This is a genomic window from Fictibacillus phosphorivorans, from assembly GCF_001619875.1.
Lineage (GTDB): Bacteria > Bacillota > Bacilli > Bacillales > Fictibacillaceae > Fictibacillus > Fictibacillus phosphorivorans_B.
Map to the genome: position 1 here is coordinate 481,004 of NZ_LRFC01000038.1, position 24,534 is coordinate 505,537.

The window sequence follows — 24,534 nt, forward strand, 5'->3', positions numbered from 1 at the left end:
AGATACAAATGCTCGTAAATTCAGCTATAGAAAAAAGATTAAACGAGAGTAAAAAATAGAGATAGATAAAATGAGGCGAGCCTATTAGGCACCTCATTTTTTTTAAGCTCAAAAAGTGACCACACCATTTCTGTTACTATTTATCTACTACTCTGTTATAATCTATTTGTAAATAAATGTATAAGTTGGTGGATAATGAAAAAGTATTTAGTTAGTTTGCTAGTCGTTACCCTTGTGATGTGCTCTATTTTTTTTACAAAACCGAAAGAAGCCTACGCTGCTGATCCAATAGTGTCTGTGTCTTTAAACATGTACATAAAAAATGCTACTGCTCTCTCCTTTTTGCCAAAAGGCACTTATAAGGTGACTGAAAGTGGAAAGACGTTGGGGTCTGGAAAGAAGTACACGGTTAAAGTGGTAAAAGGAGAACTATACCTCTATTACGGAAGTACTCTTGTTTCGAAAGGCAAGACACTTACCATTAAGCCTAATGTGGTTGCCAGTACGCACCTTATGACCCTTTACGGCAATAGGACACTCTCGTATTTAGGAACAATGAAGTTTACAGTTGAGAGTTCTAAATATATTCGCCCGATTAATAGCCTTCCCTTAGAAGAGTATCTTAAGGGTGTTGTACCTGGTGAAATGGACTCTAGCTACCATTTGCAAGCTCTTAAATCGCAGGCTATTATTGCAAGATCTTATGTGATGTATAAGTTGTATGCCAAAAAAGCCATAAACGACACACCAAACATACAGCATTATACAGGATACAATAAGGAAAATAACAAAACCGATAAAGCGATCATGGAGACGAAAGGAAAAGTCTTAACCTATCAAGGGAATGTGGTAGAGGCTGTATATAATGCTTCAAATGGCGGCTATACAGAAACGAATCAAGGCGCTTGGCCACGAGTTGGCGCTCCTAAGCTGCCGTATTTTACGGCTAAGCCAGATACGTATGATAACAAAACCGCTTGGACTAAAACGTTCTCAAGAAAACAAATCTCCTTAGTAGGGAAAAATTTAAAAAAGCCAGAATCTTGGTGGGGAAGTGTAGTTGAGAAAGATAAAGGTTTAGCAAATGTATTAAAAGAAAAACTGACAGCTTCAAATCAAACCTCTAAAATCGTTGAGATTACTTCTGTTGCACTTCCTAAAGAACGAACAGAAGGTAAGCGGCTGTTACAGGTTGGTTTTTATGTAACGTATTACATTAAAGATGCATCAGGTAAGGTCTTGAAGAACGCTAATGGGGAAGCAAAACTGTATGGAAAAAAAGTTACCATAACGGCTGACCAGTTTAGGAGTGCACTTGGGTTAACAAGCAAGTATGTAACGGGTTTAAGTAAAACATCAACACTCTTCAAAGTAACAGGCCTTGGTAATGGGCATGGGGTAGGTTTGAGTCAGACCGGTGCAAATGCAAGAGCGAAGGCTGGATTGGGCTATCGTGAAATTCTAGCATTCTATTATCCGACTACAATTTTAAAGAATGACAAAACGTCATCCATTCCTTCGGCTCTTCAAGTAACGGGAACGGTGAATTATGAAGGTGTTAACATTCGCAAGTCACCGACAACATCTTCCGTTTCGTTAGGGAAGGGAAAACTTGGCCAAGCTGTAACAGTCCTTGGCAAGACAAAAGAATGGTACAGAATTAAGATAGGATCACTGACAGGATACATGCATGAAGAATATGTGACGGTGAAGGAGGAATTAGCTTATAAGAATGGCATTACGCCAATCACTTCTGGCAGGATTCAATACTTAGGAAGTGCTCTTGTAAAAGAAAAGAATACCATTTATGTTCCACTTGTTGGCTTATCAAAGCGTTATGCTATGACTACGAAAGTTTCAGGGTCTACCATATCGATTACATCTGGAACGCGAAAAGTTACGGCTTCTCTTGTTAGCAACACCGCAACGGTAAATGGTGTTAAAAAGACGTTAAGTGTAAGACCAAAAACGATTAATAAAGCGGTGTATGTGCCTGCGTCGTTCTTGAATGAAACAGGATTAGCGTCCTATTATGAAGAAAAAGCAGAAGGCGTACTATGGATTAATAGATAAATAGAGGAAGTTGGCTCAAAAGGTGCATAAAGTGATCTTTTGTAGTCAGCTTTTTTTGTTTTGATGATGCTTTTTAAGCTGAAATTGTTCGTATGAGGAGGCGGTGGACTGGATATGAGCGAAACGGGCACCTAGTTGGGTGTAAAAAGAGCATTCCTGAGCGAATGTGTAATAAATAAAAGAACACGTACCGTAAAAAAGTACTTAAAGAAAGCTGTGATCTTAAATTACCGTACACGATGACTGCTCTCAGCGTTTGCCCTCCTAGTCCATATGTAATAGGAAAAAAGTTTTGTGGATGTATTATAAAATTTGGAAATCAGCCGATTAAATAAGAGAGTAGAAAAGTTGTTCACATTATTATTCTAAAGGGGATTGTGTATGAAAAGGATCGGCTTATTGTTTATTGCATCTGCATTTTTATTGGGAAGCAGTTGGAGTCATGATAAGGTGAATGCTGCCGGTGATTTAATAGTTACAAATGAGCTAGCAACAGATCGAGTCATCGTTAAGCTTAAAAAACCTGCAGAAAAAACAAACATAAAAGGCATGGAAGTGTTAGCGAGCCAAGAATCGGTAAAAGAACCGATTGTAACAGTAGATGTTCCAGATGGTAAAAAGCTAGATTCATATATTAAAGAGTTAGAGAGTCGAGATGATGTAGAATATGCAGAACCGGATCACCTCATAAAGTTAGACCATACACCAAATGACTATTATTTTGATGATCAATGGCATCATCAAAAAATCGAAACAGAGAGTGCATGGGATCAGACGAAAGGTAGTTCTAACGTTACCGTAGCTGTTATTGATAACGGCATTGATTTAAATGACTCTGATTTGAAGAATAAAATTGTCTCTCCGTATGATACGGTTAATAACTCATCTACTACGCTGACTGCAGGAGATCATGGTACACATGTTGCTGGGATTATTGGCAGTTCCATTGACAATTATATTGGGACCGCAGGTGTGGCTCCAAATTCTAAAATTATGCCTATTGATGTTTTTACAGGTGATGGAGCATACTCCTCTGATGTTATTGAAGGGATTTATTATGCGGTTAGTAATGGAGCGGATGTTATTAACATGAGTTTAGGCAGCTCTAATTATAACTACTCATACGATGCAGCGATCCAATATGCACATGATAGTGGAGTAGTTATTGTAGCAGCAGCAGGAAACTCTGGAACAAGTACGATGCATTATCCTGCAGCTTATGACAACGTAATTGCGGTCGGTTCAACAGATCAATCCGATGCACGCTCTTACTTTTCTAATTATGGCTACTGGGTAGACATAATGGCTCCAGGTTCGTACATTTATTCAACACTGCCTTATTCTTCATACGGTTCCATGAGTGGTACATCCATGGCTTCACCGGTAGTTGCAGGAGTAGCGGCTCTACTTTTAGCAAATGAGCCTAACCTTTCTAACTATGAAGTAGAACAGCGCTTGTATGATTCAGCCGATTACTTAGGTTCATCCTATTATTATGGATATGGAAGAGTTAATGCTAGAAAAGCACTAGGCATAGCTGAAAAAATTGCTTCACCAACGGTTTACTCTGTTTATGATTTTGATACTTCTGTTACAGGATATACAAGTGGATATGATTATTACGATATCGAAGTAACAGATGGTCAAAAAGTAATTGGAACGACCAATGATTATGGCTATTTTTCAGTGACGATACCTAAGCAAAAAGCTGGAACAAAACTTTACGTAACGGCCAAATCAAGTGGCAAGTCTAGTGATGCTGTAGAAATAACGGTTCAAGACGGTACTGCTCCAACAGCTCCAAAGGTTAATGAAATTTCGGACAAGCTTAAGACGATAACAGGAACAGCTGAAGCAGGAGTTACCGTTTATGCAATGATTGGAGATAGTACTTATTCTGCTGCAGCAAATGCCAAGGGTGCATTTGCTATTACCATTCCGCTTCAAAAAGCGGGGACAACCGTTTATGTATGGGCAAAGGACTCCGCTGGTTATTATAGCAGTACGGGTACATATACGGTAAAGGACAAAACGGGACCCGCAGCACCAAGTGTTAATGATATTACAGAGAAAGCAACAAAGGTAACAGGAAAGACGGAAGCAGGAGCAAAAGTTTCAGTCAAAATTGGTACAAAAACTTATACTGTCACTGCATCTAGTACAGGAACATTCTCAGTAACTGTTCCTTTACAAAAACCAGGAACAGCAGTTGAAGTATGGGCGACAGACAAAGCTGGTAATATAGGCTCGGTAAAAAAGGTTACAGTAAAAGACACAACACCACCAACAGCACCAACAGTGGGTGAAATTTCTGATAAATCAACACAAGTATTAGGTACGGCAGAAAATGGTTCTACTGTTACTGTTAAGTTCGGTTTAAATTCGTATTCAACCGTAGCTGAAAATGGGAAATATGCGGTTCCAATCTTTTTACAAAAAGCAGGAACGGTCTTTGAAGTGTGGACAATAGATGCGGCTGGAAATAAAAGTACAGTTACAAAGGTGGTCACAAAGGATAAAACGGCACCAAAACCACCTGTCGTAAAAGCAGTTACCAACAAATCTACGAGTGTAACGGGGACAAGTGAAGCAAACGCAACGGTTATCGTGAAAATCGGAAGCAAGAGCTATTCAGTAAAGGCTGCAGCTAACGGTACGTTTTCAGTGAAAATTCCAGTACAAAAAGCTAAGGTAACGCTAACGGTGACCGCAACAGATGCTGCTAAAAATGTAAGTACTTCCGTTAAAATAATTGTAAAATAAAACATTCAGTTAGCTATGCTTACCGTAAATACAGTTAACACTACAACCAAAATGGTTACGGGTAAGACAAAGCTGCAGTGATTGTTACGATTAAAGCAGGAACTAAAGTGGTGTGAACTGGAACGGCAGATTCAAAAGACAACTATAAAGCGACCATCAAGGTGCAAAAGAAAGGAACGCCTTTACAAGTATCGGCAAAAGACAAACCAGGGAATGTAAGTGCAGCCCTTGCTGTAAAGGTAATATAATATGAAGACCCAGAAAGCTACTCTCTGGGTCTTTATTATGGAGCCAAATTATGAAGGAAATATGAAGCAGGTTAAGTGTTTATCTGTTTTTTGTAAAAGTAGATTAATCACCTTTTCTTTCTAGTATGATGAGTTATTATGCGAATCAGAAACGAAGAAGAGGTCACTTATGACAACTTTTACTTTTAAAAAACATTATCTTACATTTAGCCTTTTTCTTAGTATAATCGTACCACCAGTCGGTATTTTCCTAGTGTTGTTTATTGGGTGGTTCCACTTGCACAAAGCATGGAAAAAAGGCGTGAAGGTAAAGGTAACACCAGGTTTGTTTTTGTTAGGTTGCATGTTTGTTTCCACAATATGTGCATCCATCGCAATGAACAATTATTCATATTTTTTAGTGTCTGCATTGATTCTAGCCTACTTAGGTTTGTATCTGAAAATCGCAAACAATCCCCTTAAAGTATTTCGCTCTTTTAAATATGTTGTTATCCTTGGCGGCGTATACTTTTATGGAATATACCCCTTTCAGCAGTGGATGATGGAAATGCCAGTTTTAAGTTATTTTACAGGTGCAACGCTAATCGGAACGGTAGGGATAGATCCGCAGCAGTATACTAGACTGATCGGCTCAACGTATAATCCGAATTTTTCTGTTGCACTGCTGCTTTTGGGATTATCTTTTCTTTTTGCGGATTGCTTGAAGAGTCTTGAGAAAGGTACGTATACTAAATTTTCCATACAATTGGCTGCTGTCTGCATGTTCAGTCACGCCATTTTATTAACAGGTTCCAAAGCAGGGTTTGTTACGATGCTTATTCTTTTCGTTTTCTTTTTACTCAAATGGAACAAGTGGATTTCTGGTGCGCTTATTACTTTGATGATATTAAATATTCCGTTGATCACAAACGTGATGCCAAGGAGTGATGAACTGTTTGTATCTGCAGAGGTTAGAAAAGAAATATGGAGAAATTCTTTTAGCCTTTGGCAACAGCATTCTTTGTTCGGCGTAACACCTATTGGGTTTTACGATGGATATTTCAGTCGTTTCAGTGAACATGTTCCCCATGCGCATAACATGATTCTAGGGGTATTTACCGAATATGGTGCTTTAGGTGGTATCGCTTTGCTTATTATTTTATTTATAAATGGGTATAAGATCCTTTACTTGGCTTTGTCGGTGAAAAATAAAAAGATCTATTTCGATCACTTTCTGTTGTCATTACCTGTAGTTTTTTTAACAGGTGTTTTTGATTATGTATTATACTCTCCTCAGGTTGCCGTCATGATGTTGACACTTTTAGCATGCTGGGATCAATATACAGCGAAGGTTTCGTTTACGAGTGTTAATCTTGTTCAATTAAAGACAAAAGTGATGAATCTATCTTTGTATAAGAGTAGAAAACAGCGAACGACCAGTTGGGAAAAAGCGAATAGTAAACAGGTAAGTAAACGTTAACAAGCCCCTGATGTGTAAAGGGGCTCTTTCTCTTTACTTTCTTTAAGTAATTTTGAAGCATCTCTAGTATATTCTCCATACATATATGATGTTTTCGATACCTTATATGATTGACATTCAGAAAGAAGTTAATATATTCCAAATTAATAAGAAGGAGGTTGAAGTTTTTAAAAGAATAGAATGATGTACTTGAGAACTTTCGGTGAAAGAAGGGAATCTTCTGAAGAATTTATTATGCTTGTTACTCCTATTGGCTAGTAGTGGTTGTTCTAATTTTAATGAAAATCCAAAAGTCCAAGGTGCAAGACAGATAGCGCAGTTAGAAGAAGAGGGAAGAAAGATAGTATTACACGAGGGCAAAAAGCTTTTAGAAAGAGATACCGATTTTGTAATTGATACTTCCTCAGCAAGAATATGTGTTTTTGAACGGACAGAGTCCGAAATGGTTAGAAGTGAAGAGTTTCCTATGGAAATAGAAAAAACATTTAAAGGCGCTTTTGATAACGAGCCTAAATTATATGCTTCTCACTTGCCAGTAGGTACAATATTACACTTCCAATTAGAAAACAATACGGAACATTTTTTTGTGAAAGAAAATATGAGTGAATCTTATAAGGTATATCACTGTGAATATTATAATGATGAGAGATAATTAGAACAGAATATAAAAGCAAGTAGACACTGTTCCACTTAGACTTATTAGTAGATATATGGCAAAATAAATGATACCTAATATTTGTTATCTATCATTGAGAAGAATGGTAAATTCATTCTAACGTTTACATAAACCGTATTTAGGAGGAACCATGTTACAAAAATTCGGTTTTTCACAATATGAAAGTCAGGTGTTCGAAGTCCTCGCGTCGAGTGAGGAGCCGATGGACGCAACAAACATCGTTAAATACTCCGGTGTCCCGAAATCCAAGATATACGAAGTGCTATCGCGTATGATTGAAAAAGGGATGGTGCTGGATTCAGTTTCGGAAAAAAAGAAGCTATATACCGCGCTTCCGCTGTCGATCGTAATTGAAAAACTTACGACGGAGTTTCAGGAAAACGTGGAGCAGCTTAAAAACAGTACGAGTAAGAGAAAGTTCTATGATGAACACGTTTGGAGTCTGAAAGTGGATTCGTCCATACGAGCGCAGACGATGCAAATTCTGCAATCGGCGGAGAAGTCTATTCGAGTCTCAGGCTGGCAGGACGATATTCAAGAGGTTCTACCGATTCTGCAAGAAAAAGAAAAGCAGGGTGTTGATGTGGAGGTTCTTGTTGTGGGTGAACTGGAGTCAACGTTATCCCATGTACATACGCTGATCCCAGCACAGGAACATCATTCGTTGGAAAGATTCCGATTAGTGGTGGTCGATGAAACTGAGGTCATTTTTGCGGGGATGGAAGGACAGAGCTGGCAGGCGTTGAAGACCAAATCACGTCCATTTATAAAAGTATTCATCGAGTTTTTTTATCATGATGTAGCGCTTGCAAAGATTACGGAAAAGCATTCTGAACTGATGATGAACGATGAAGAAATTAAGAGTGTATTGATGAAGTTGAGGTATTAAAAAGTTAAAGGTAACAACGTTGAATAGCTGCTAACTAATGATCTGCATTTAATCATAAAAAAAACTACACCCCTTATTGTTAGAATGTATCTAACATTTGGGGCGTAGTTTATAACTAGTATAGTGTTAATACAATTACCACTATTTAAAAACAGAGATGGAATCCACGTTCACTTCTGTAGAAGTTTTCCGAGCAACAGGATCTGCCTGGCCCGTCCATTCAATGGTTAAAACGTGCTTCCCTGCGGGTAATCCAGTTTTATTGAAGATTTCTTGCTTATACTTAGGTGTAGAAGCGTACAAGCTATAATTGGCTGACTTTCCATCCAGTGTCACTTTTACAATTCCTTGTTTACTATTTTTAATAGCTTTGTAGGATACTCCTGTACCATTAAACACAATTTTTACCGCTGAGCCGGCTTGGTTAGCACTTGTGTATGAACTTGCCGATGCACTTCCATCAGATATTTTACTCCATGTTCCTTCATATCCAAAATAATGACTTGTGTTTTCATATGTTCCAGCCCCAATGCCTTCTGTTACTGAAAGAGTATATTTTCCAGCACCGGAATAAGCATAGGCGTTTATATAATAAGTGCCTGTTTTAGGAGCTATATAAGTAAAGGATTCTTTGGATGTATTAGCAATTTCTGAGCTTGCTACAATGCCATTGCTTGAATTTACAGTTTTTGCAATGTCATTATAAAGATAAAGATCAAAGTCCGTACCTGCATCACCAGTTAGTGTCGTCTTCAGCTTTTGACCTTTTAATAGCTTGATAGAATAGACATCATTTTTATCTTTACTGGCATCAAGTGTTGTATTGATACTTGGTTCTTTCCAAGCAATGCCGGGAATGTCAGAATCCGCCTCGAAACTAACGGCTTTCCCTGCATTCACAAGTCCTCCTGTAGCGACTTTTCCTGTTAAGGTAGAAAGTTTAGTAGTCGTTCTCATAATGGCATCCTTTATTTGAGCAGGAGTGTAAGTCGGGTTTGCGCTTTTAACTAATGCTGCTACTCCAGCAACATGAGGGGTAGCCATAGATGTTCCATCAAGATATTCGTAAGCTGTAGAATAATCTCCTCCCATAATAGGGAATGTACTTAATATACCTTCACCTGGAGCGGCAACATCTACACTTTTTACACCATAGTTAGAAAAATAGGAAAGATTCCCTGTGTTATTTATCGAAGCTACAGAAAGAATATTCGGCAGATCATAAGCAGCTGGATACATTGGAGATGAGTCAGCGTTCATTCCATCATTGCCTGCTGCAGCTATAAATAAGGTTCCTGAGTTTTTAATTGCATCCTTTAATGCTTGTGCGTTTTCTCCTCCGCCCCATGAGTTATTAAGAATCTTTACTCCTTTTGATTTTGCATATTCAATCGCAAGGATCGCATCTGATTCATAGCCTCCATAAGGACCAAGGAACTTTAGTGGCATAATTTTCACGTTTGGAGCGATCCCGATAACGCCAATATTATTGGCTTTTGCCGCTATTGTTCCGGCAACATGAGTTCCGTGGAAGTCTTCCTCTCCTCGAATGAACAATCTATTATTTTTATCATAGAAGTTCCAGCCATTCACGTCATCAATGTAACCATTTTTATCATTATCAATTCCGTCATTAGGAATTTCTCCAGTGTTTACCCAGATTTTATCTTTTAAATCAGGGTGATTGATGTCTATTCCTGAATCAATCACGCCAATGACAAGAGAGGTATTGCCTTTTGTTTTAGCCCATGCCGCTTCTACATTGATATCAATACCTTTTTTACCCACTTGTCCTAATATTTCCTGTCCTGTATTCTTAAGTCCCCATAATTTGCTAAACAGAGGATCATTGACCGTTGTAGGCTTATAAAAATAGTTTGGTTCTGCATATTCAACATGAGGAGAAGCATTTAGTTCACGTAATACATCAGCCATTTTTTTATTTTTGGAGAATTTAATAACCTGTGTTCCTTCTTTATTCAACACCTTTGGATTTGTTAAACCTAAAGTAGTGCTTGTAGCTCCTAGTTTTTTCATAGAGTAATTATTTTTGAATTTTACAATTACCTCGTTTTCTTTATAGTTCTTAGCTTCGTTGTTATTAAAATATGTAAGGATTTTCTTCTTTTTAGCTGCGCTGGTTTCAACTTTTATAATTTGCTCTTGGATCTTTCCGGCTACCTTTTTCTCATGTTTAACTTTTTGAAGCACATTTTCAGAAGTGACAGCAAATGCAGTCGTTGTCCCAAACAATAAGCAAAACGCGCCACATACACTTATTATCTTTTTTGGTACATTCATTCTGTAGTCCCTCCAATTTTTTAATACATAAAAACCAATTCAATATGATAAGAACAAAAACCTCCATAATACCATTTATTGGATGGGTTTTTATTTCGACAAAAAGGGGGGGATTTAGCGTTTAGAAATAATAAAAAAGCCATCTAATTCATAATTGATATGAATTAGATGGCTACTTGTATTACTGGAAATGCCAAGATTCTATATAATTACTCTCCCTCCGAACTCACAACTTCCAACGCCATTTCAATCATATCATTAAATGTCGTCTGACGCTCTTCAGCAGAAGTTTCTTCACCCGTAAAGATGTGATCACTTACTGTCAGGATCGATAGTGCGTTCACACCGTATTTTGCCGCGATTGTGTAAAGTGCTGTTGTTTCCATTTCTACAGCTAGTACGCCGTTTTCAGCAAGCTTTTTCACGATATCCATGCTGTCGCGGTAGAATAAGTCAGCCGTTAACACGTTACCAGCTTTGATCTTCAAGCCCTTTGCTGTTCCAGCTTCATACGCTTTTCTTAAAAGATCAAAGTTCGCGCAAGGTGCGAAGTCGATGTTAGGGAACGTTAAGTGGTTCATGCGAGAATCGGTTGATGCTGTCATCGCTAGGATGACGTCACGAACTTTTACGTCTTGTTGGATTGCACCACAAGTACCTACGCGAATTAAGTTTTTCACGCCATACTCACGGATCAATTCGTTTGTGTAGATCCCGATTGATGGAATCCCCATGCCTGTCCCTTGAACAGATACGCGCTTTCCTTTGTATGTTCCTGTGAATCCGAGCATGCCGCGAACTTCGTTGTAGCATGTTACGTCTTCTAAAAATGTTTCTGCGATATATTTCGCACGAAGCGGATCTCCTGGTAATAGAATGCTTTCTGCGATTTCACCTTGTTTTGCACCAATATGGATACTCATTTGTTCACCATCACAACGGCTAAATTGTAATGGTTTCACCTCCTACAAAAATAATTTCATCTACTGTTATCATGCCATAGTTTTCGCAACCTAGCTAATTGTATGTGTGCTGACTTTGGAGCTCTTCTTTTTTGTCATTGAAATAACAGCTGTTCCTAAAGCCAGTATAACCAACAATCCGCCGACAGTTGCGTTCATCTCGACAGATGCGCTCTCAATCACGATTCCGCCGATCATGGACCCAAATGCAATTCCGAAGTGAAGCGCAGAGTTGTTCAGACTTTGCTGGATGTCGGATGTTTCAGGAGACGACTCGATTAAATAGCTCTGCATCGCAGGCGTGATGGCCCAGCTAAGCATGCTCCAAATAATCATCACTATAAGAAACAGCGGAAAAGCAAACGTTGTATATGGAATCATAAAGATTGAGAACGCAAAAACGATAATGACGCCTAAAATGGTAGGCTTCGTGCCGAACCGGTCAGCGAGCATGCCGCCGATCCCGCCTCCAAATACGGCCGCAATACCGAATATCAAGTATACGATGCTGACCCACGTCCCGTTAAGTCCGAGCGTCATTTTTAAAAATGGAGTCAGGTACCCGTAAAGTGTGAGATGCCCCGCCAAGAAAAGGAACGACGTGATCTGTGCGAATAAGATGCGTCGGTTTTTTAACGTTTGAAGCTGCTGTTTAATTGGAATCGCCGGCTTTGCCTCTAAGCGTCCCATAAAAAAATACACGCCGAGTATGGATAAAACGGTGAGTGCTGTGATTAAGATAAACGGAGCACGCCAGCCGAAAGCATTTCCGAGCATTAAACCTACTGGAATCCCCAGTACGAGGGAAGCACTGATCCCCATAAACACGACACCGATCGCACGAGCCCTATATTTCTCTTCAACAATATTAGAGGCCATCGTTACACACAGGACAACGAGTAACGAACCACTTGCTGCTGATAAAATCCGCGCAACGAGTAGCATAGAATACGTCGGACTGACGATTACAAGTGCGTTTCCTAGCAAAAATATGATTAACGAGATTAGCGTTAATCGCTTTCTCTCAATATGAGCGGTCATCGTCAGCAAAATGGGAGCTGCGATGGCGAAAACGAGAGAGAAGATCGTTATTAAAAACCCAGCTTTCCCGAGGCCCACCTCAAGATCTGATGCAATCAGATCAAGGATTCCCCCAATAATCAACTCGACCATCCCGACAACGAATGAGACGATCGTTAATAAGTAAACACGTTTGTTCATATCTATCTACCTTCTTTATAATAAAAGTTACCCCTGTAATGGTAACTTATTTTAGAGGCGATATCAATAACAAAATATGAATTAAGGGTTGTTCGACAAGGGTTATGAGTGAACGTGTAACAGATATAAGAACACGTACCGTAAAAAAAACCCAATATTCCACCTTCCGCAACGTAATTGTAAGAACTATAATGAATTTATAGACAGAAAAAGGGGACAAGGGGATTATGACAGATATTTTATGGACGATTTATTTAGGGATTCTCGGTGCGTTTGCGATTGGTTACCTCATCAAAGGTGGCTATAAAACGAACTCTGCAAAACTGGATTTTGTGATCACCATCATTACGTGGATCGGGTTGTTTGGTTATGTGACAAGCAACGAGCTGTTAACACCGCTCGTGTGGAAGTTTGTTTTTTTCGGAGGACTGATGTGGGATTTAGCTTACGGATTGAAGAAGTTTAATGAAGATGCGAACGAGATTCCAAGAGCGGCTCGGCCTGTTGTGTTTGGGTTAACGGCCATCATTATGATTGGACCTTTATATTATGGACTTTTTCAATATGCCTTTTAAAAAAAGGAGAAGGGATCGCATGTGATCTCTTCTCCTTTACTTTTTACTTCCCTTTACCAGGGCCGACCTTGTGAACCACTGTTGAGGTTTTGCTGCTATCTGTTTCAGAAGTAGTTGTAAAGGTTAGCTCTGTTGGCTTTGGACCGTTCTTCGCATCGGGAATCTTCACATAAACAGGAACTTGTACAGTTTCGCCAGATTTCACTTCGATCACATTGTTCTCTAACTGAAGTTCCCAGCCAGCTTCTGTTTTTGCGTTAAGTCTGAAAAGATCGGTTGCATCACCTGTATTGGTAACGTTGAAGTTATACACCGCTACTCGGCCAGGTACGGCAAATTCCTCAGAACTTCTAACCGTTTCAACGCCACGCTTATAAGGTCCAGCGCCATCCATATGTCTTACAGCCACCCGGTAACTAAGTGCGCCTTGTTTATCTACTTTTTTCTCTAACACATAAAAGTGAAGTCGATTGTGCTCGTCTTTATATTCACTCACAACACCATCCGCTGTTCCTGCTTTAAAGAGGGAGTCGGCGAGCTGCTGGAAATCACCTTTTGACATCATCGCTTCTGTTCCGTCCGGTCGTTTGAAATCCACTTGATTGATGTCTTCTTTATGAGAGTCGATCACCCAGATGTTTGGTGCGGATTCCGAGTTTTTCGTTTTGGCGAGCAACACACCTGCATCTGGCGCAAAAGAATCGTAACCTACACGATCGACAACTTCAATCGTATAGTTGTTGTACCATTTTGCTCCTCGTTGCATATCGGCACGCCAGTCATCTTTTAACGAATTTGCTGGTGTCAGATCTTCCATCGCGATTTGGATTCCGTGCAGTCCTGTTCGTCCGAATTCCTCACCAGTCGGTACTTCACGCGCTAGAATATCTGCAAAAGCAGGTCCCGTTTCTGCAAGCTCATCACGATTCAAACGTAAATATTGACCTTCATCCAAAAAGCCTTGTTTGATTTTGTTACGAAGCATGTGGTGTGATGGAGCAGATGCGCCAAGAGGAGAAGGGACCATCCATCTTGTGTGCGGTCCGCCTGGGCCGTTGAAGCTGCCGCGGCTCATCAATTCCCACGGACCTGAATATGTTCGTGATACTGGATTTGCATATGGATTGTTATAGTTGTCTCCTAAATTCATGATGTGGCCGAACTCATGAGCGAACGTCCCCATTCCATCGTTCTCCCCTTGAATGGATGTCCCGCCGCCTGCGCTAGACCAAATACTTTTTGCGGCATACCAAGAAGTCCAGGGTACATAACGGGTTACGGCTGAATTCGGCATTCCCGCATATGGTAGTCCAAACGGTTTCGTTACAGATTCAGGTGTTTGGAACATCATTTCGCCTAGCTCCTGCCACACACCAGATTCATCATAACCAGCGTGCACGATAAAACGGAAATCGTATTGTTCACCAGAAGCAGCGATATCGGCCTGTGCTTTTTGAATGGCTTCTGATCGGAGATTTTTACCTGTAAAACCTGCTGGCATGTTCTGCATCTGATTAAATTCGTTCAATCCATATTGAAATTCGTTGTGATCCATGCGGTACGTTCCGAAAGCATCGAGCTCAACGGCCCACTTGCCATAGGAATTCTCACGCCAATATTCATCGATCGTTCTGTAGTTGTTGAGTGCTTGAGGTTTGTTTAAGAAGTCTAGCCAAAACTGCCCCATCTGATCTCGAGGGATGTTACCCGTATTGATGGGATTGCCTGCAATTTCTGAGCCTTCAGGCTGGCTGAGGATAAATTCACGGTCTGGGAAATCTACAATGATAAGTGCGCCTTTAATGACGCGTTCTGGCTGAACATCTGTATTCCGCCAATCGATGCCTGGAACGGGGCGGTAATCATTCCAAGTCATGTCCCGCGGCAGCGTCCAGGATTCTTTGTCCACCGGTTCTGGGAACGCAGGCAATCCAGGCTTGTCCGCATAGGCGGTGGTCGAGACGGTTAATAGAAGAAAACCGAGAGAAAGAGAGGCAAAAGACTTTTTACTCAACATTCATGCAACAACTCCCTTTTTAAATTGTCTGACAATTTTATAAATAACATGAAATGAATGGGAATTGCATGCAGAAAAGCTTGATTGTCGAGAGAATAGGGAGGAAAACCCAGTTTTTCTGATGGTAGAGGATTAGAATAGGGAGAATTTCGTGTGAGAAAGGGGCTAGGTGAGATTGTTTTTGAGTTTGAATGGAGAGGTTGCGCGTGAATCCAGCTAAATTGCGCGCAGTTCAAACAATTGTGCGTGAAAAATGCACATTCTTGAGCGCAAACAAGGTGATTCTGCGCGTAAACAGTACGATAGTGCGCGAACTTGTAACTGATATAAGAACTTGTACCGTAAACTTCATTCATTTGTCTCTCTCAACTCATTTTAAATGAAAAACCGTCATGTATCGGATAAGCCCCCCATATAGTAGTAGTAATCATCATACTAGTGGCTTCTTATGTGAGAAATGCCTGTGATTAGAGGAGGGGTCGAATGCTTCATATTGTGGCTTGTATCAAGCAGGTGCCGGATACGAAGATCATCAAGATGAACCCGAAGACGAACACGATGGACCGTGCGAGTGCGCCTGCTATTTTAAATCCATATGACGCACATGCGGTGGAAGAAGCGGTGCGTTTGAAAAAGAGATACGGCGGGACGGTTTCCGTTTTGACGATGGGTCCGCCGCCAGCGGTGAAAGCGATCAAGAAATGTATCGAGATCGGGGCAGACGAAGGCTACATGATTTCCGATCGAGCGTTTGCCGGGGCAGATACCCTCGCAACGAGTTATGCGCTCACAAAAGCGATCGAAAAAATCTCTAAGATCAAACCAGTCGATCTCATTATTTGCGGAAAGATGACGATCGACGGTGATACGGGACAAGTTGGACCAGGAATTGCGCGCCGATTAGACATGCCTCCGCTCACGTCGGTCAATAAGGTAAAAGAAATTAATGTGGAAGAAGGCTATGCAATCGTTCACCGAAAACTGGAGGATGGATATGAAGTCATTCAATCAACGATGCCTTGTTTGATGTCGGTGGAAAAAGAAATCAACGAAGTACCATACTCCACGATGACGAACATGCTGAAAGCAGCTCGCTACCAGCCGATTATCTGGGCCGTCGCGGATCTAGAGGATGTGGAGAGAACACAGCTTGGACTGAAAGGTTCGCCGACCATCGTTTCAAAAGTTTGGGCACCGACGAAACCGAGTGGCGGTGAGATGCTAGAAGGCGACGCGGCCGCACAAACGGAGCAGCTGCTTAACCTTTTATTAGAGAAAAAAGAACTTTTTGCAGTGAAGGGAGGGTCTGGCGTTGAGCTTTGAGGACTATTCAGGCATTTGGGTTTTTATTGAGGTAAAAGACGGCGAGGTTGTACCCGTCTCACTTGAGTTGTTAGGAGCGGGGAAGGAACTGGCGGACAAACGAGGTACGGAACTTGCTGGCGTCCTGATCGGTGAGAACGTCAAACATCTAGCAGACACAGTGTTTGAGTATGGTGCTGATACTGTTTATGTGTATGATGACGCGATTTTTAAAAATTACCGAACCGAATCGTACATGAAGGCGTTGCTGGAGTGCTGTGAAAAATATAAGCCGGAAGTGATTCTATACGGTGCGACGTCAACCGGAAAAGACTTGGCGAGCGCTGTTGCGACCGATCTACCAACAGGTCTCACGGCGGACTCTACCATTTTAGACATTGAAGAAGATACAGGATTGCTGCTAGCGAGCCGACCAGCATTTGGCGGTAACATCATGGCAACGATTCTATGCAAAAAGTATCGCCCGCAAATGGCGACGGTCCGGCCAAAAGTGATGAAGGCACTTACGCCAATCCTCGGCCGAACCGGTAGATTAGTAGAAGAGAAGACTTCTTTAAAAGAAGATGACATTCGTACGAAGGTACTCGAAATTGTGCAGCACACAACGAAAAAGGTTCGGATCGATGAAGCGGACATTATCGTTGCTGGCGGAAAAGGGCTAGGAAGTGAGAAGGGATTCCAGCTCGTTCATGAGCTTGCTGAAACGGTAGGTGGTGCGGTTGGTGCGAGCCGCGATGTCGTTGAAGCAGGTTGGGTCGAGCATCATCATCAAGTCGGACAGACAGGTGTGACCGTAACGCCAAAAATCTATTTTGCTATAGGAATTTCAGGTGCCATTCAGCACATTGTGGGGATGCAGAACTCTAGTCTGATTATCGCGATCAACAACGATCCTGAAGCAGCGATCTTCCAATCAAGCCATTACGGAATCGTAGGGGATGCGTTTGAAATTGTACCGCTTTTAATCCAGCAATTTAAACAAGCGTTTAACCAGGAGGTGGTCGACCATGTCTGAAAAATTTGATGTCATCGTTGTCGGGGCAGGTCCTGCCGGGATTTCTTGCGCTTACGAATTGGCTAAAGCTGGGGTCAACGTGTTATTAATTGAACGCGGCGAGTATCCGGGTTCGAAAAATGTAATGGGTGGCGTGCTTTATCGCAAAATGATGGAGGACGTGATCCCCGAGTTTTGGAAAGAAGCACCGCTTGAGCGGCCGATCGTCGAGCAGCGGTTCATGATGATGGATAAGGAGTCTGCGGTAACCGTTGGCTACAAAGGAATGGAATGGGGCAAAGAGCCGTACAACAACTTTACCGTATTGCGCGCGAAGTTTGATCAGTGGTTTGCTGGAAAAGCGGTTGAACAAGGTGCACTTTTAGTTAATGAAACGGTTGTTTTAGAGTGTATTGTTGAAGACGGGAAAGTAGTCGGTGTGCGTACGGACCGGCCAGATGGCGAACTTTATGCGGATGTTGTGGTTTTGGCGGACGGGGTAAATTCATTATTAGCCAAGTCACTCGGGTTTCATAAAGAGTTCAGGCCAGATGAAGTGGCACTCGCAACAATGGAAATCATCAAGCTTGATAAAAAGACGATAGAGGACCGCTTTAATTTAGAAGAAAATCAAGGAACGACGATCGAGCTTTTTGGAGACGCAACAAAGGGCATTCTCGGCACCGGATTTCTCTATACAAACAAAGATACACTGAGCCTCGGGGTGGGTTCACTTCTATCTGGGCTGATTAAGCATAAGATTAAACCGTATGAACTTTTAGAGTATGTGAAGAACCATCCGATGATTCGTCCTTATATTGCTGGCGGTGAGCCGGTCGAATATTTGGCGCACATGATTCCAGAAGGCGGCTATAAATCAATGCCAAAAGTGGCGGGGAACGGGGTGCTTGTTGTTGGTGATGCGGCGCAACTCGTGAACGCGATCCACCGCGAAGGCTCGAACCTTGCAATGAAATCTGGTCAGTTTGCGGCTGAAGCGGTGCTGCTCGCGAAAGAACGCGACGATTATTCTGAGGCAACGCTCAATCATTATAAAACAAGGCTGATGAGCAGTTTTGTCGGTCAGGACATGAAAAAGTACAAAGATTCTACGCACCATTTCGATAAGTTCCCGCAGTACTTTGAAAAGTATATTCCGATGGCGAATAAGGCGATGAGCCAGATGTTTACGGTGGACGGTACATCGAAATGGGAGAAGCAGAAAAAGATTTGGCGTGATGTTGGGACAGCTGGCGAGAAACTAAAACTTGCTCGTGACGCATACCGGGCGTGGAAGGTGATGAAGTAAATGAGCGAAAGAAAGTGTCAGACTATCGAAGAAAAGCAATATCTCGTTCGTTTTAACGCAGATACGAAATCACATCTTACCGTCATGGATGCCGATGTTTGTTTGAACCACTGCCCGGATAAAATATGCACGATCTTTTGCCCGGCAGAGGTGTATAAGTGGGAAGAGATCCGGATGCATGTCGGGTATGAAGGCTGCCACGAATGCGGAAGCTGCCGGATCGGGTGTCCGCATCAGAACATTAAGTGGGAATACCCAAAAGGCGGGCATGGGATCGTGTTTCGGTTGGGATAAATGGCTGGGAGAAGGGAATTTTTTTAAACAAGTGTTTAAACGCTGTATCAAAAAAGCACGCTGAAACGTGCTTTTTTTTGGTGTTATTTCAAAATTCCTGTCTTTTCAATCGTCACATCAACCTTCGTATTTATCGGTATGGACGGATAGGTTTTGCGCCAGTCAAGAGCTTTCCAGGCTATAGGATCGGTTTCTTTTATTTTTCGTCCAATTCCCAACACATCACTGTTGGCTTTTTGGGTCTTTTTCATGAGCGATTGGGATCTTTTCGTTAAGTCCCGAGATATGGTTTCTTCTAACTTTTTAATCTGCTTTGAGCTGATTTTTTCGGTTCTAGGGTATTGGTGGATAATTACTTTAAGATCCAAATGGATATTAACCATTGGCTTTCCTGAAGCATCTTTCTTTATATCCAGCTTCCTTTTAGATTTTTTAACTCTATAAGAAAATTGATTGTTTAATTTCTTTTCATCATTCAGATATGATTCAAGATCGGTAAGTTCTCCGTAATCATCCATCAATAATAAAAGTAGGGGACAATCTTTTATAGGAAGCATCTTTCCAGAATAAGCATTATTACTGATCAAACCAGCTCCTGATACTCGTATATTGCCATTTATTTGCTCTAATACTGGGAGTATAAAATCTTTTCCTGGTTCATTAAAGTAAGTAAATAATGTGTTCAGCGTTCCTTTGGGAACAATAGAATTGCTTTCAGAAGCATCAATGATTTCATACAATCCTAAGGCAATAGGGTTTGTGCCGATCTCTTCTAGTGAAAAGATATCACTTGCTTCCGCTCCCTTTACAATCGCTACTTTACTTCCTAAATAGGGATCTGGAATACGATAGAAAAAATCGAGATAGGAGTTTAAGTTTTTCTTTGCGAAACTTTCTCCAAACAAAACAATGCGTGATTTTGAAGCAGATAAAGGACCGGTATAATACGTTCTTAATTCCCGATATGTTTCTTCTATAGAATAACCAGTAGCAGAAGTAATCTGATTTTGAAAATCAAAAATGCCTGTCCCCTTAGGAATGATGTTCAGGACAACTATTGTAGATTTAACTTTTTCATCCTGCAAATCAAAACTAACGCCGTTCATCACTTCTTGGTCCACAATTAATTTTTGATCCCAGCAACCGGTTAGCAGAGGAAAAACGAACAATAGAAGGGTTATTTTTTGAAAAGTATTCTTCATCCTTTTATCCCTTTCAGTTTTGCAATGATGAGCAGCAAAGCCGGAAATATAAATACAAAGATGATATTTAAATAGATCATGATACTAGACAAGGATTCTTTCATCGAAAAACTTATTGGGAACAAACCTAAGCATAATAAAATAATCGCAAGGATATACACTGATTTTTTTCTTTGGAATGAAAATATGTTTTGGACACCAAGACTTGCATTAAAAAGCTGTATAACAAGTGTGGTGGATATAGGCACAATCCAAAAGGAAAGAAAGATAATATCAATTCTCTCAACAAATTGAAATGACATCCCTCTAAAAAGATATAATAACGGCTCATGAATAAGGCTGAATTGCACGCCGCTAAAAGAAATTACACAAGTAATAAATAAAAATATATACAGCGTTAGGGAAAACAAATTTGCGAACGAGAGAACCTTTAAGCTCGTCTTAGGGTTTTTGATATATGGCATGATGAATAAAATAAGTTCGAAACCAATAAGTGAAACGAATGCATCAGGACTTGCTTTAACGATATCTGTAAAACTGTTTGAACCAACAGGTTGCAGCCTTCCAAAGTGAATATCTTGAGGGTAGACAAGAATAAGTAAAAAGATCAAGACGATAAACAAAAATGAAAAAAAGAGAAACGCTCTTGAAATCGTTACTATTTGCTCCTTCGCAATATAAGATGTTGCAATGAGAAGCATTAAGATGATTGCCCATCGTGGGGTCTGATGAAGAATCCATGTGTTGATCACATCTGTAACAAGGATCATGAGCAGCATGGAAAACGATATAAAATACAGCACATAAAGGATGTTAACGATCTTTGCTAAAAAATTCCCTAAAAGTCTATGGTTTAGTTCATAAAACGTTTCCTTAGGTGAACTTCTGCTTAACGCCACAAGAATGATAATAATCCCTTGTGCCAAAACTCCAGCGATTAGAAGAGACATCCAGCCGTCTTGCTGTACATGGTTATACAGGATATAGGGAAGACCGAGGATACCAATACCAATCTGGGCTTGTATAATTAAGAAAAATAAATTCTTATTCGTGAGCATTCGTATCCTGACCCTTTCCATTTTTAGGCTGTTTGTTTAGGAATGATTGAAATATTTTAGGTGCCTCAACATAAGCTATTCCTGCAGAAGTCAGTTTAACAAGGTGTGTCGTATAAACCATTAATCCGAATGCAATCCCAATAAAGCCAAACATAGCTGCAAGGAAAATTAATGGAAAACTCATTAGCCTAATAGTTGTGCTCATTTCCCCGATTGGAATGACAAAGGATGAAACGGCAGTAATCGCAATAACAACAACCATGGTGTTTGAAATGAAATTGGTTTGAACGATTGCTGAACCGATCACAATAGCCCCAACTGTACCAATGGTTTGTGCAACGGCTGAAGGAAGTCTGACCGATGCTTCCTTCAACAATTCCAAAACAATCTGCATCATGACCGCTTCAACAAAAGGATGAAATGGGACATTCAAAACGGAAAGTTTGAGTGTATAAAAAGTGCTCACCGGTAAGATTGCAGAATGGTACGCATTAACAGCGATATAAAAAGCCGGGAGTGTAACCGACAATATAAAAGCCAATAATCGTAAAGAATAATAAAAAAAGTTAACGAACCATCGGGAGTTATAATCTTCAGGGCTTCTTAAAAAAGAATAAAAGGATATAGGCGTAATTAAAGCAGAAGGTTCATGCTCAAGAAAAATTACTGTATTCCCATTTAAGAGATTAAAGGCTGCCCGATCAGGCCTTTCCGTTCTCAAGGATTGCGGGAAAGGGGAGTACGGATAATCCTCGAGTGCTTCTTGTATCTGTCGGGAGTTAATGAGATCTTCATTCTTTATTTTTTCTAACCTGCTTTTAATCGAATGAAGGACGGTCGGATCCACTTTTGACTCTAGATAACAGATCGCAACTTCAACATTTGTTTCCGTTCCATAGGTTTGATACTCCACTTTTAACTCTGGTGTTCTGAGCCTTTTTCGAAGCAAAGATATATTTGTACTGGCATTTTCCACAAAACCATCATGTGAACCCATCGTTACTTTTTCATTAAGAGATTCATTGATTGCGCGCTTTTCATCTGATAGGGTTGTAATGGAATAAGCGATGTTGCAATCTTCCATTATTAAAATGGTATTCCCCTCTGCTAAAGAGTCACTAATGTCTTGATAAGTAGTCATGATAGAAAATTGTTTAGTGTCTAATGTATTCTCGATACTTTCGGATTTCTGTTTGTTGATCGGACTGATAATATGAAGTTCGATCGATTCTTTATCTGCAATCGTATCAAGATATAAAAGAATAATGGCTTTACCATGAAACGTTAATTTTCTTCGCTTTAAATCCGCCGTTTGCTTCATTTTATCTTCTATTATTTTTAAGTTTCGCGTTAAATCAAAACTAAGAAATTCATTTTTGGATTCTGCCATTGTGCATCAATCTTCTTTCTTTTCAGTCGATAGTATGCAGTATAGACGCGAACCTCAGTGAATATTCCTTGAGGCTTGTTTAGGAGAAAGTCAATTGTTATATAACGATTCCTATTGATATAGGCAGGGGTTGGATGGAAGGCTGATCGGGGGACACGAGGACCTAAAAGGAGACGGGGGGTGTCGAGACCGAAGAGCAGCTACAATTGCTTGAGCAAAAGCCATGTAACGAAGCTGAAGGCTACTTCTTCAGCAATCAGCCTGAGGGGTTCATGTTGATTTGCAAACTCCATTGCATAGAAAAAAGCACGATTAACGTGCTTTTTTCCTCTTACCTATATGTACGTAACTCCTTGGTCGTACATTTTTCTCATTGCATCCATAGCGGAATTGTAATACATACTCGCCTGTTTATATTTCTGGTTGTTCTCAAAGTATTTTCCGAGTACCGGATAATATTCAGCCAAAAAAATCCATTCATTTCTTTTTTTAAAATAAGGAATCATTTCTTTTATCATAAATCGAACGGTCGGTTCAATGAGCTCACCGTGAGTAAATAACTCTTTGTAATAGAGAAAATGTAGTTCATAGCCTCTGTATATGGGGTTATCTTTTACCTGGTCCATCCATATGTCTAATAACTTTAGTCCTTTTGCTGGTTGATTTGCCTTCTCATAACTTTTTATAAGCGCGTAGATCGTCATAATTTTTGCGATAAGAGGTTCGGTTTCTTTCGCTTTTAAACTTTGAGAATATTGTTCGATCGCTTTTTCTGTTTCCCCTTTATGATTAGCAATACTACCTAAATTGTGATAAATAATTCCTTTTAGCGGCTCGTCTCCAAAAGAATTTGCTATTGTTTCAGCTAACAGTAATTGCTTAACAGATTCATCAAAGTTTTTAATTCTTGTGTGAACGATGGATAGGATAATTCTACAGTCTGCACATCTTTTAAAGAAATAATTTTTTTCAAATATCGTTAGTGCCGATTGGGTGTATTCTAAGGCAATTATATTTTTAAATAACAGGTTTGCAGTAAGGCCAATCATATAAAGCATATAGCCTCTTTCCCATTCCTGAAAACGGTATTCTTCCGCTAGTTTTTCAGCCTTTAACATATAGTTATAAGAGTCTTCAAATTCTTCCATATAAAAACTGAGCTGTGATCTAGCTATAAAATAGTAAAAAGCTTTTTCACCTTTAATGACATCATCAATGTAAGCAACCTCATTTAACATTTCAGTAACTCCATTTATTCCCTGCGTAGTCATCATAATATAAATGCTTTTGAATATTTTGTTCAAAATATCCTCTTCTACGGATTGTGAAGGTGAATCTATTAAATAATCATACTGTTTTTGTGCAGTTTGATAATCTCTCTTATAGAGAGAATAGAAAAGGTCTACGTAATTTTGTATAATACTTTTTTCGTTCGTAGCATTTAACCTAATGGCTAACCGTTCTGCCAAAAGCTGCTGTATTTCCTCAGATGGTTCCGTAACGCTATTTTCAATTTTGCTCAAATAAGGAACCGAACAGATGCCGGCTGCGAGTTCTTGTTGGGAAAGATTTTTTACTTTTCGGAAATAACGTATCTTTTCTCCTACATTCATAGTTGTTATCCCGCCTTTTAAATCGTTTACAGATTTTAGAAATAGAATGATAGTAAATTAACATCTTACCTAAATATACAACAACTTTAACTATAAGAGGAAACTAGTATCAAATTAATCAATTTAATGCACTAAAACCCTGCATGTTTCCCAATTTAAAATGCATA

Annotated in this window: 18 protein-coding genes and 1 pseudogene; 11 read left to right on the forward strand and 8 right to left on the reverse strand. The window is 40.1% G+C overall.

Going from position 1 to position 24,534, the window contains the following annotated elements:
- Window positions 1–195: 195 nt before the first annotated feature.
- From AWM68_RS18360 to AWM68_RS18380, 6 genes and pseudogenes are all read left to right on the forward strand, one after another.
- Window positions 196–2,073, forward strand: a complete 1,878-nt coding sequence (locus AWM68_RS18360) for a SpoIID/LytB domain-containing protein (protein WP_066245137.1) — start codon at window positions 196–198, stop codon at window positions 2,071–2,073.
- 381 nt (window positions 2,074–2,454) lie between these two features.
- Window positions 2,455–4,836 carry a S8 family peptidase gene (locus AWM68_RS18365; protein WP_066245138.1) on the forward strand — a complete coding sequence of 794 codons (2,382 nt, stop codon included), beginning with the start codon at window positions 2,455–2,457 and terminating at the stop codon, window positions 4,834–4,836.
- A gap of 128 nt (window positions 4,837–4,964) precedes the next feature.
- A pseudogene (locus AWM68_RS22150) lies at window positions 4,965–5,084 on the forward strand (Ig-like domain-containing protein); the annotation flags it as partial.
- A 169-nt stretch (window positions 5,085–5,253) separates the two neighbouring features.
- Complete coding sequence (locus tag AWM68_RS18370) at window positions 5,254–6,543, forward strand: O-antigen ligase family protein (protein ID WP_066245140.1); 1,290 nt, start codon at window positions 5,254–5,256, stop codon at window positions 6,541–6,543.
- Window positions 6,544–6,745: 202 nt separating this feature from the next.
- A complete protein-coding gene (locus tag AWM68_RS18375) occupies window positions 6,746–7,195 on the forward strand; it encodes a hypothetical protein (protein WP_066245143.1) in 450 nt (149 codons plus the stop codon).
- A gap of 154 nt (window positions 7,196–7,349) precedes the next feature.
- Window positions 7,350–8,108: a TrmB family transcriptional regulator gene (locus AWM68_RS18380; protein WP_066245145.1), complete on the forward strand. Its 759-nt coding sequence runs from the start codon at window positions 7,350–7,352 to the stop codon at window positions 8,106–8,108.
- 141 nt (window positions 8,109–8,249) lie between these two features.
- On the opposite strand, the gene AWM68_RS18385 is transcribed toward AWM68_RS18380, so the two are convergent.
- The 3 genes from AWM68_RS18385 to AWM68_RS18395 all read right to left on the reverse strand — a co-directional run bounded on the left by AWM68_RS18385 (window position 8,250) and on the right by AWM68_RS18395 (window position 12,592).
- Entirely contained in the window at window positions 8,250–10,409 is a 2,160-nt protein-coding gene (locus AWM68_RS18385; RefSeq protein WP_066245147.1) for a S8 family serine peptidase, read from the reverse strand.
- Between the two features lie 209 nt (window positions 10,410–10,618).
- Window positions 10,619–11,332 carry a purine-nucleoside phosphorylase gene (deoD, locus tag AWM68_RS18390; RefSeq protein WP_066245149.1) on the reverse strand — a complete coding sequence of 238 codons (714 nt, stop codon included), beginning with the start codon at window positions 11,330–11,332 and terminating at the stop codon, window positions 10,619–10,621.
- Between the two features lie 90 nt (window positions 11,333–11,422).
- Entirely contained in the window at window positions 11,423–12,592 is a 1,170-nt protein-coding gene (locus AWM68_RS18395) for an MFS transporter (RefSeq protein ID WP_066245152.1), read from the reverse strand.
- A 227-nt stretch (window positions 12,593–12,819) separates the two neighbouring features.
- Between AWM68_RS18395 and AWM68_RS18400 the strand changes: the two genes are divergently transcribed.
- The gene (locus AWM68_RS18400; RefSeq protein WP_066245154.1) at window positions 12,820–13,167 is read left to right on the forward strand and encodes a hypothetical protein; all 348 of its coding nucleotides are present in this window, start codon (window positions 12,820–12,822) and stop codon (window positions 13,165–13,167) included.
- Window positions 13,168–13,210: 43 nt separating this feature from the next.
- On the opposite strand, the gene AWM68_RS18405 is transcribed toward AWM68_RS18400, so the two are convergent.
- A complete protein-coding gene (locus AWM68_RS18405; protein ID WP_066245156.1) occupies window positions 13,211–15,184 on the reverse strand; it encodes a M6 family metalloprotease domain-containing protein in 1,974 nt (657 codons plus the stop codon).
- 483 nt (window positions 15,185–15,667) lie between these two features.
- Between AWM68_RS18405 and AWM68_RS18410 the strand changes: the two genes are divergently transcribed.
- The 4 genes from AWM68_RS18410 to AWM68_RS21145 are packed head-to-tail and all read left to right on the forward strand — an operon-like array spanning window position 15,668 to window position 19,104.
- Window positions 15,668–16,507 carry an electron transfer flavoprotein subunit beta/FixA family protein gene (locus AWM68_RS18410; protein WP_066245158.1) on the forward strand — a complete coding sequence of 280 codons (840 nt, stop codon included), beginning with the start codon at window positions 15,668–15,670 and terminating at the stop codon, window positions 16,505–16,507.
- Complete coding sequence (locus AWM68_RS18415; RefSeq protein WP_066245160.1) at window positions 16,497–17,522, forward strand: electron transfer flavoprotein subunit alpha/FixB family protein; 1,026 nt, start codon at window positions 16,497–16,499, stop codon at window positions 17,520–17,522. The genes AWM68_RS18410 and AWM68_RS18415 overlap by 11 nt, the downstream gene beginning before the upstream one ends.
- Entirely contained in the window at window positions 17,515–18,810 is a 1,296-nt protein-coding gene (locus tag AWM68_RS18420; RefSeq protein ID WP_066245162.1) for an FAD-dependent oxidoreductase, read from the forward strand. Before AWM68_RS18415 ends, AWM68_RS18420 begins: the two co-directional genes overlap by 8 nt.
- Entirely contained in the window at window positions 18,811–19,104 is a 294-nt protein-coding gene (locus AWM68_RS21145; RefSeq protein WP_082820778.1) for a ferredoxin family protein, read from the forward strand.
- An 83-nt stretch (window positions 19,105–19,187) separates the two neighbouring features.
- Here the strand turns inward: AWM68_RS21145 and AWM68_RS18430 are convergent, their stop codons facing one another.
- The 4 genes from AWM68_RS18430 to AWM68_RS18445 form a co-directional block, all read right to left on the reverse strand.
- On the reverse strand, window positions 19,188–20,306 hold the full coding sequence (locus AWM68_RS18430; protein ID WP_066245166.1) for a Ger(x)C family spore germination protein: 1,119 nt from the start codon (window positions 20,304–20,306) through the stop codon (window positions 19,188–19,190).
- The gene (locus AWM68_RS18435) at window positions 20,303–21,364 is read right to left on the reverse strand and encodes a GerAB/ArcD/ProY family transporter (protein ID WP_066245169.1); all 1,062 of its coding nucleotides are present in this window, start codon (window positions 21,362–21,364) and stop codon (window positions 20,303–20,305) included. Before AWM68_RS18435 ends, AWM68_RS18430 begins: the two co-directional genes overlap by 4 nt.
- Window positions 21,351–22,754 (reverse strand): spore germination protein, encoded by a 1,404-nt coding sequence (locus tag AWM68_RS18440; protein ID WP_066245171.1) that lies wholly within the window; start codon window positions 22,752–22,754, stop codon window positions 21,351–21,353. Before AWM68_RS18440 ends, AWM68_RS18435 begins: the two co-directional genes overlap by 14 nt.
- Before the next feature lie 335 nt (window positions 22,755–23,089).
- Window positions 23,090–24,367, reverse strand: a complete 1,278-nt coding sequence (locus AWM68_RS18445; protein ID WP_066245173.1) for a helix-turn-helix domain-containing protein — start codon at window positions 24,365–24,367, stop codon at window positions 23,090–23,092.
- Window positions 24,368–24,534: the final 167 nt, after the last annotated feature.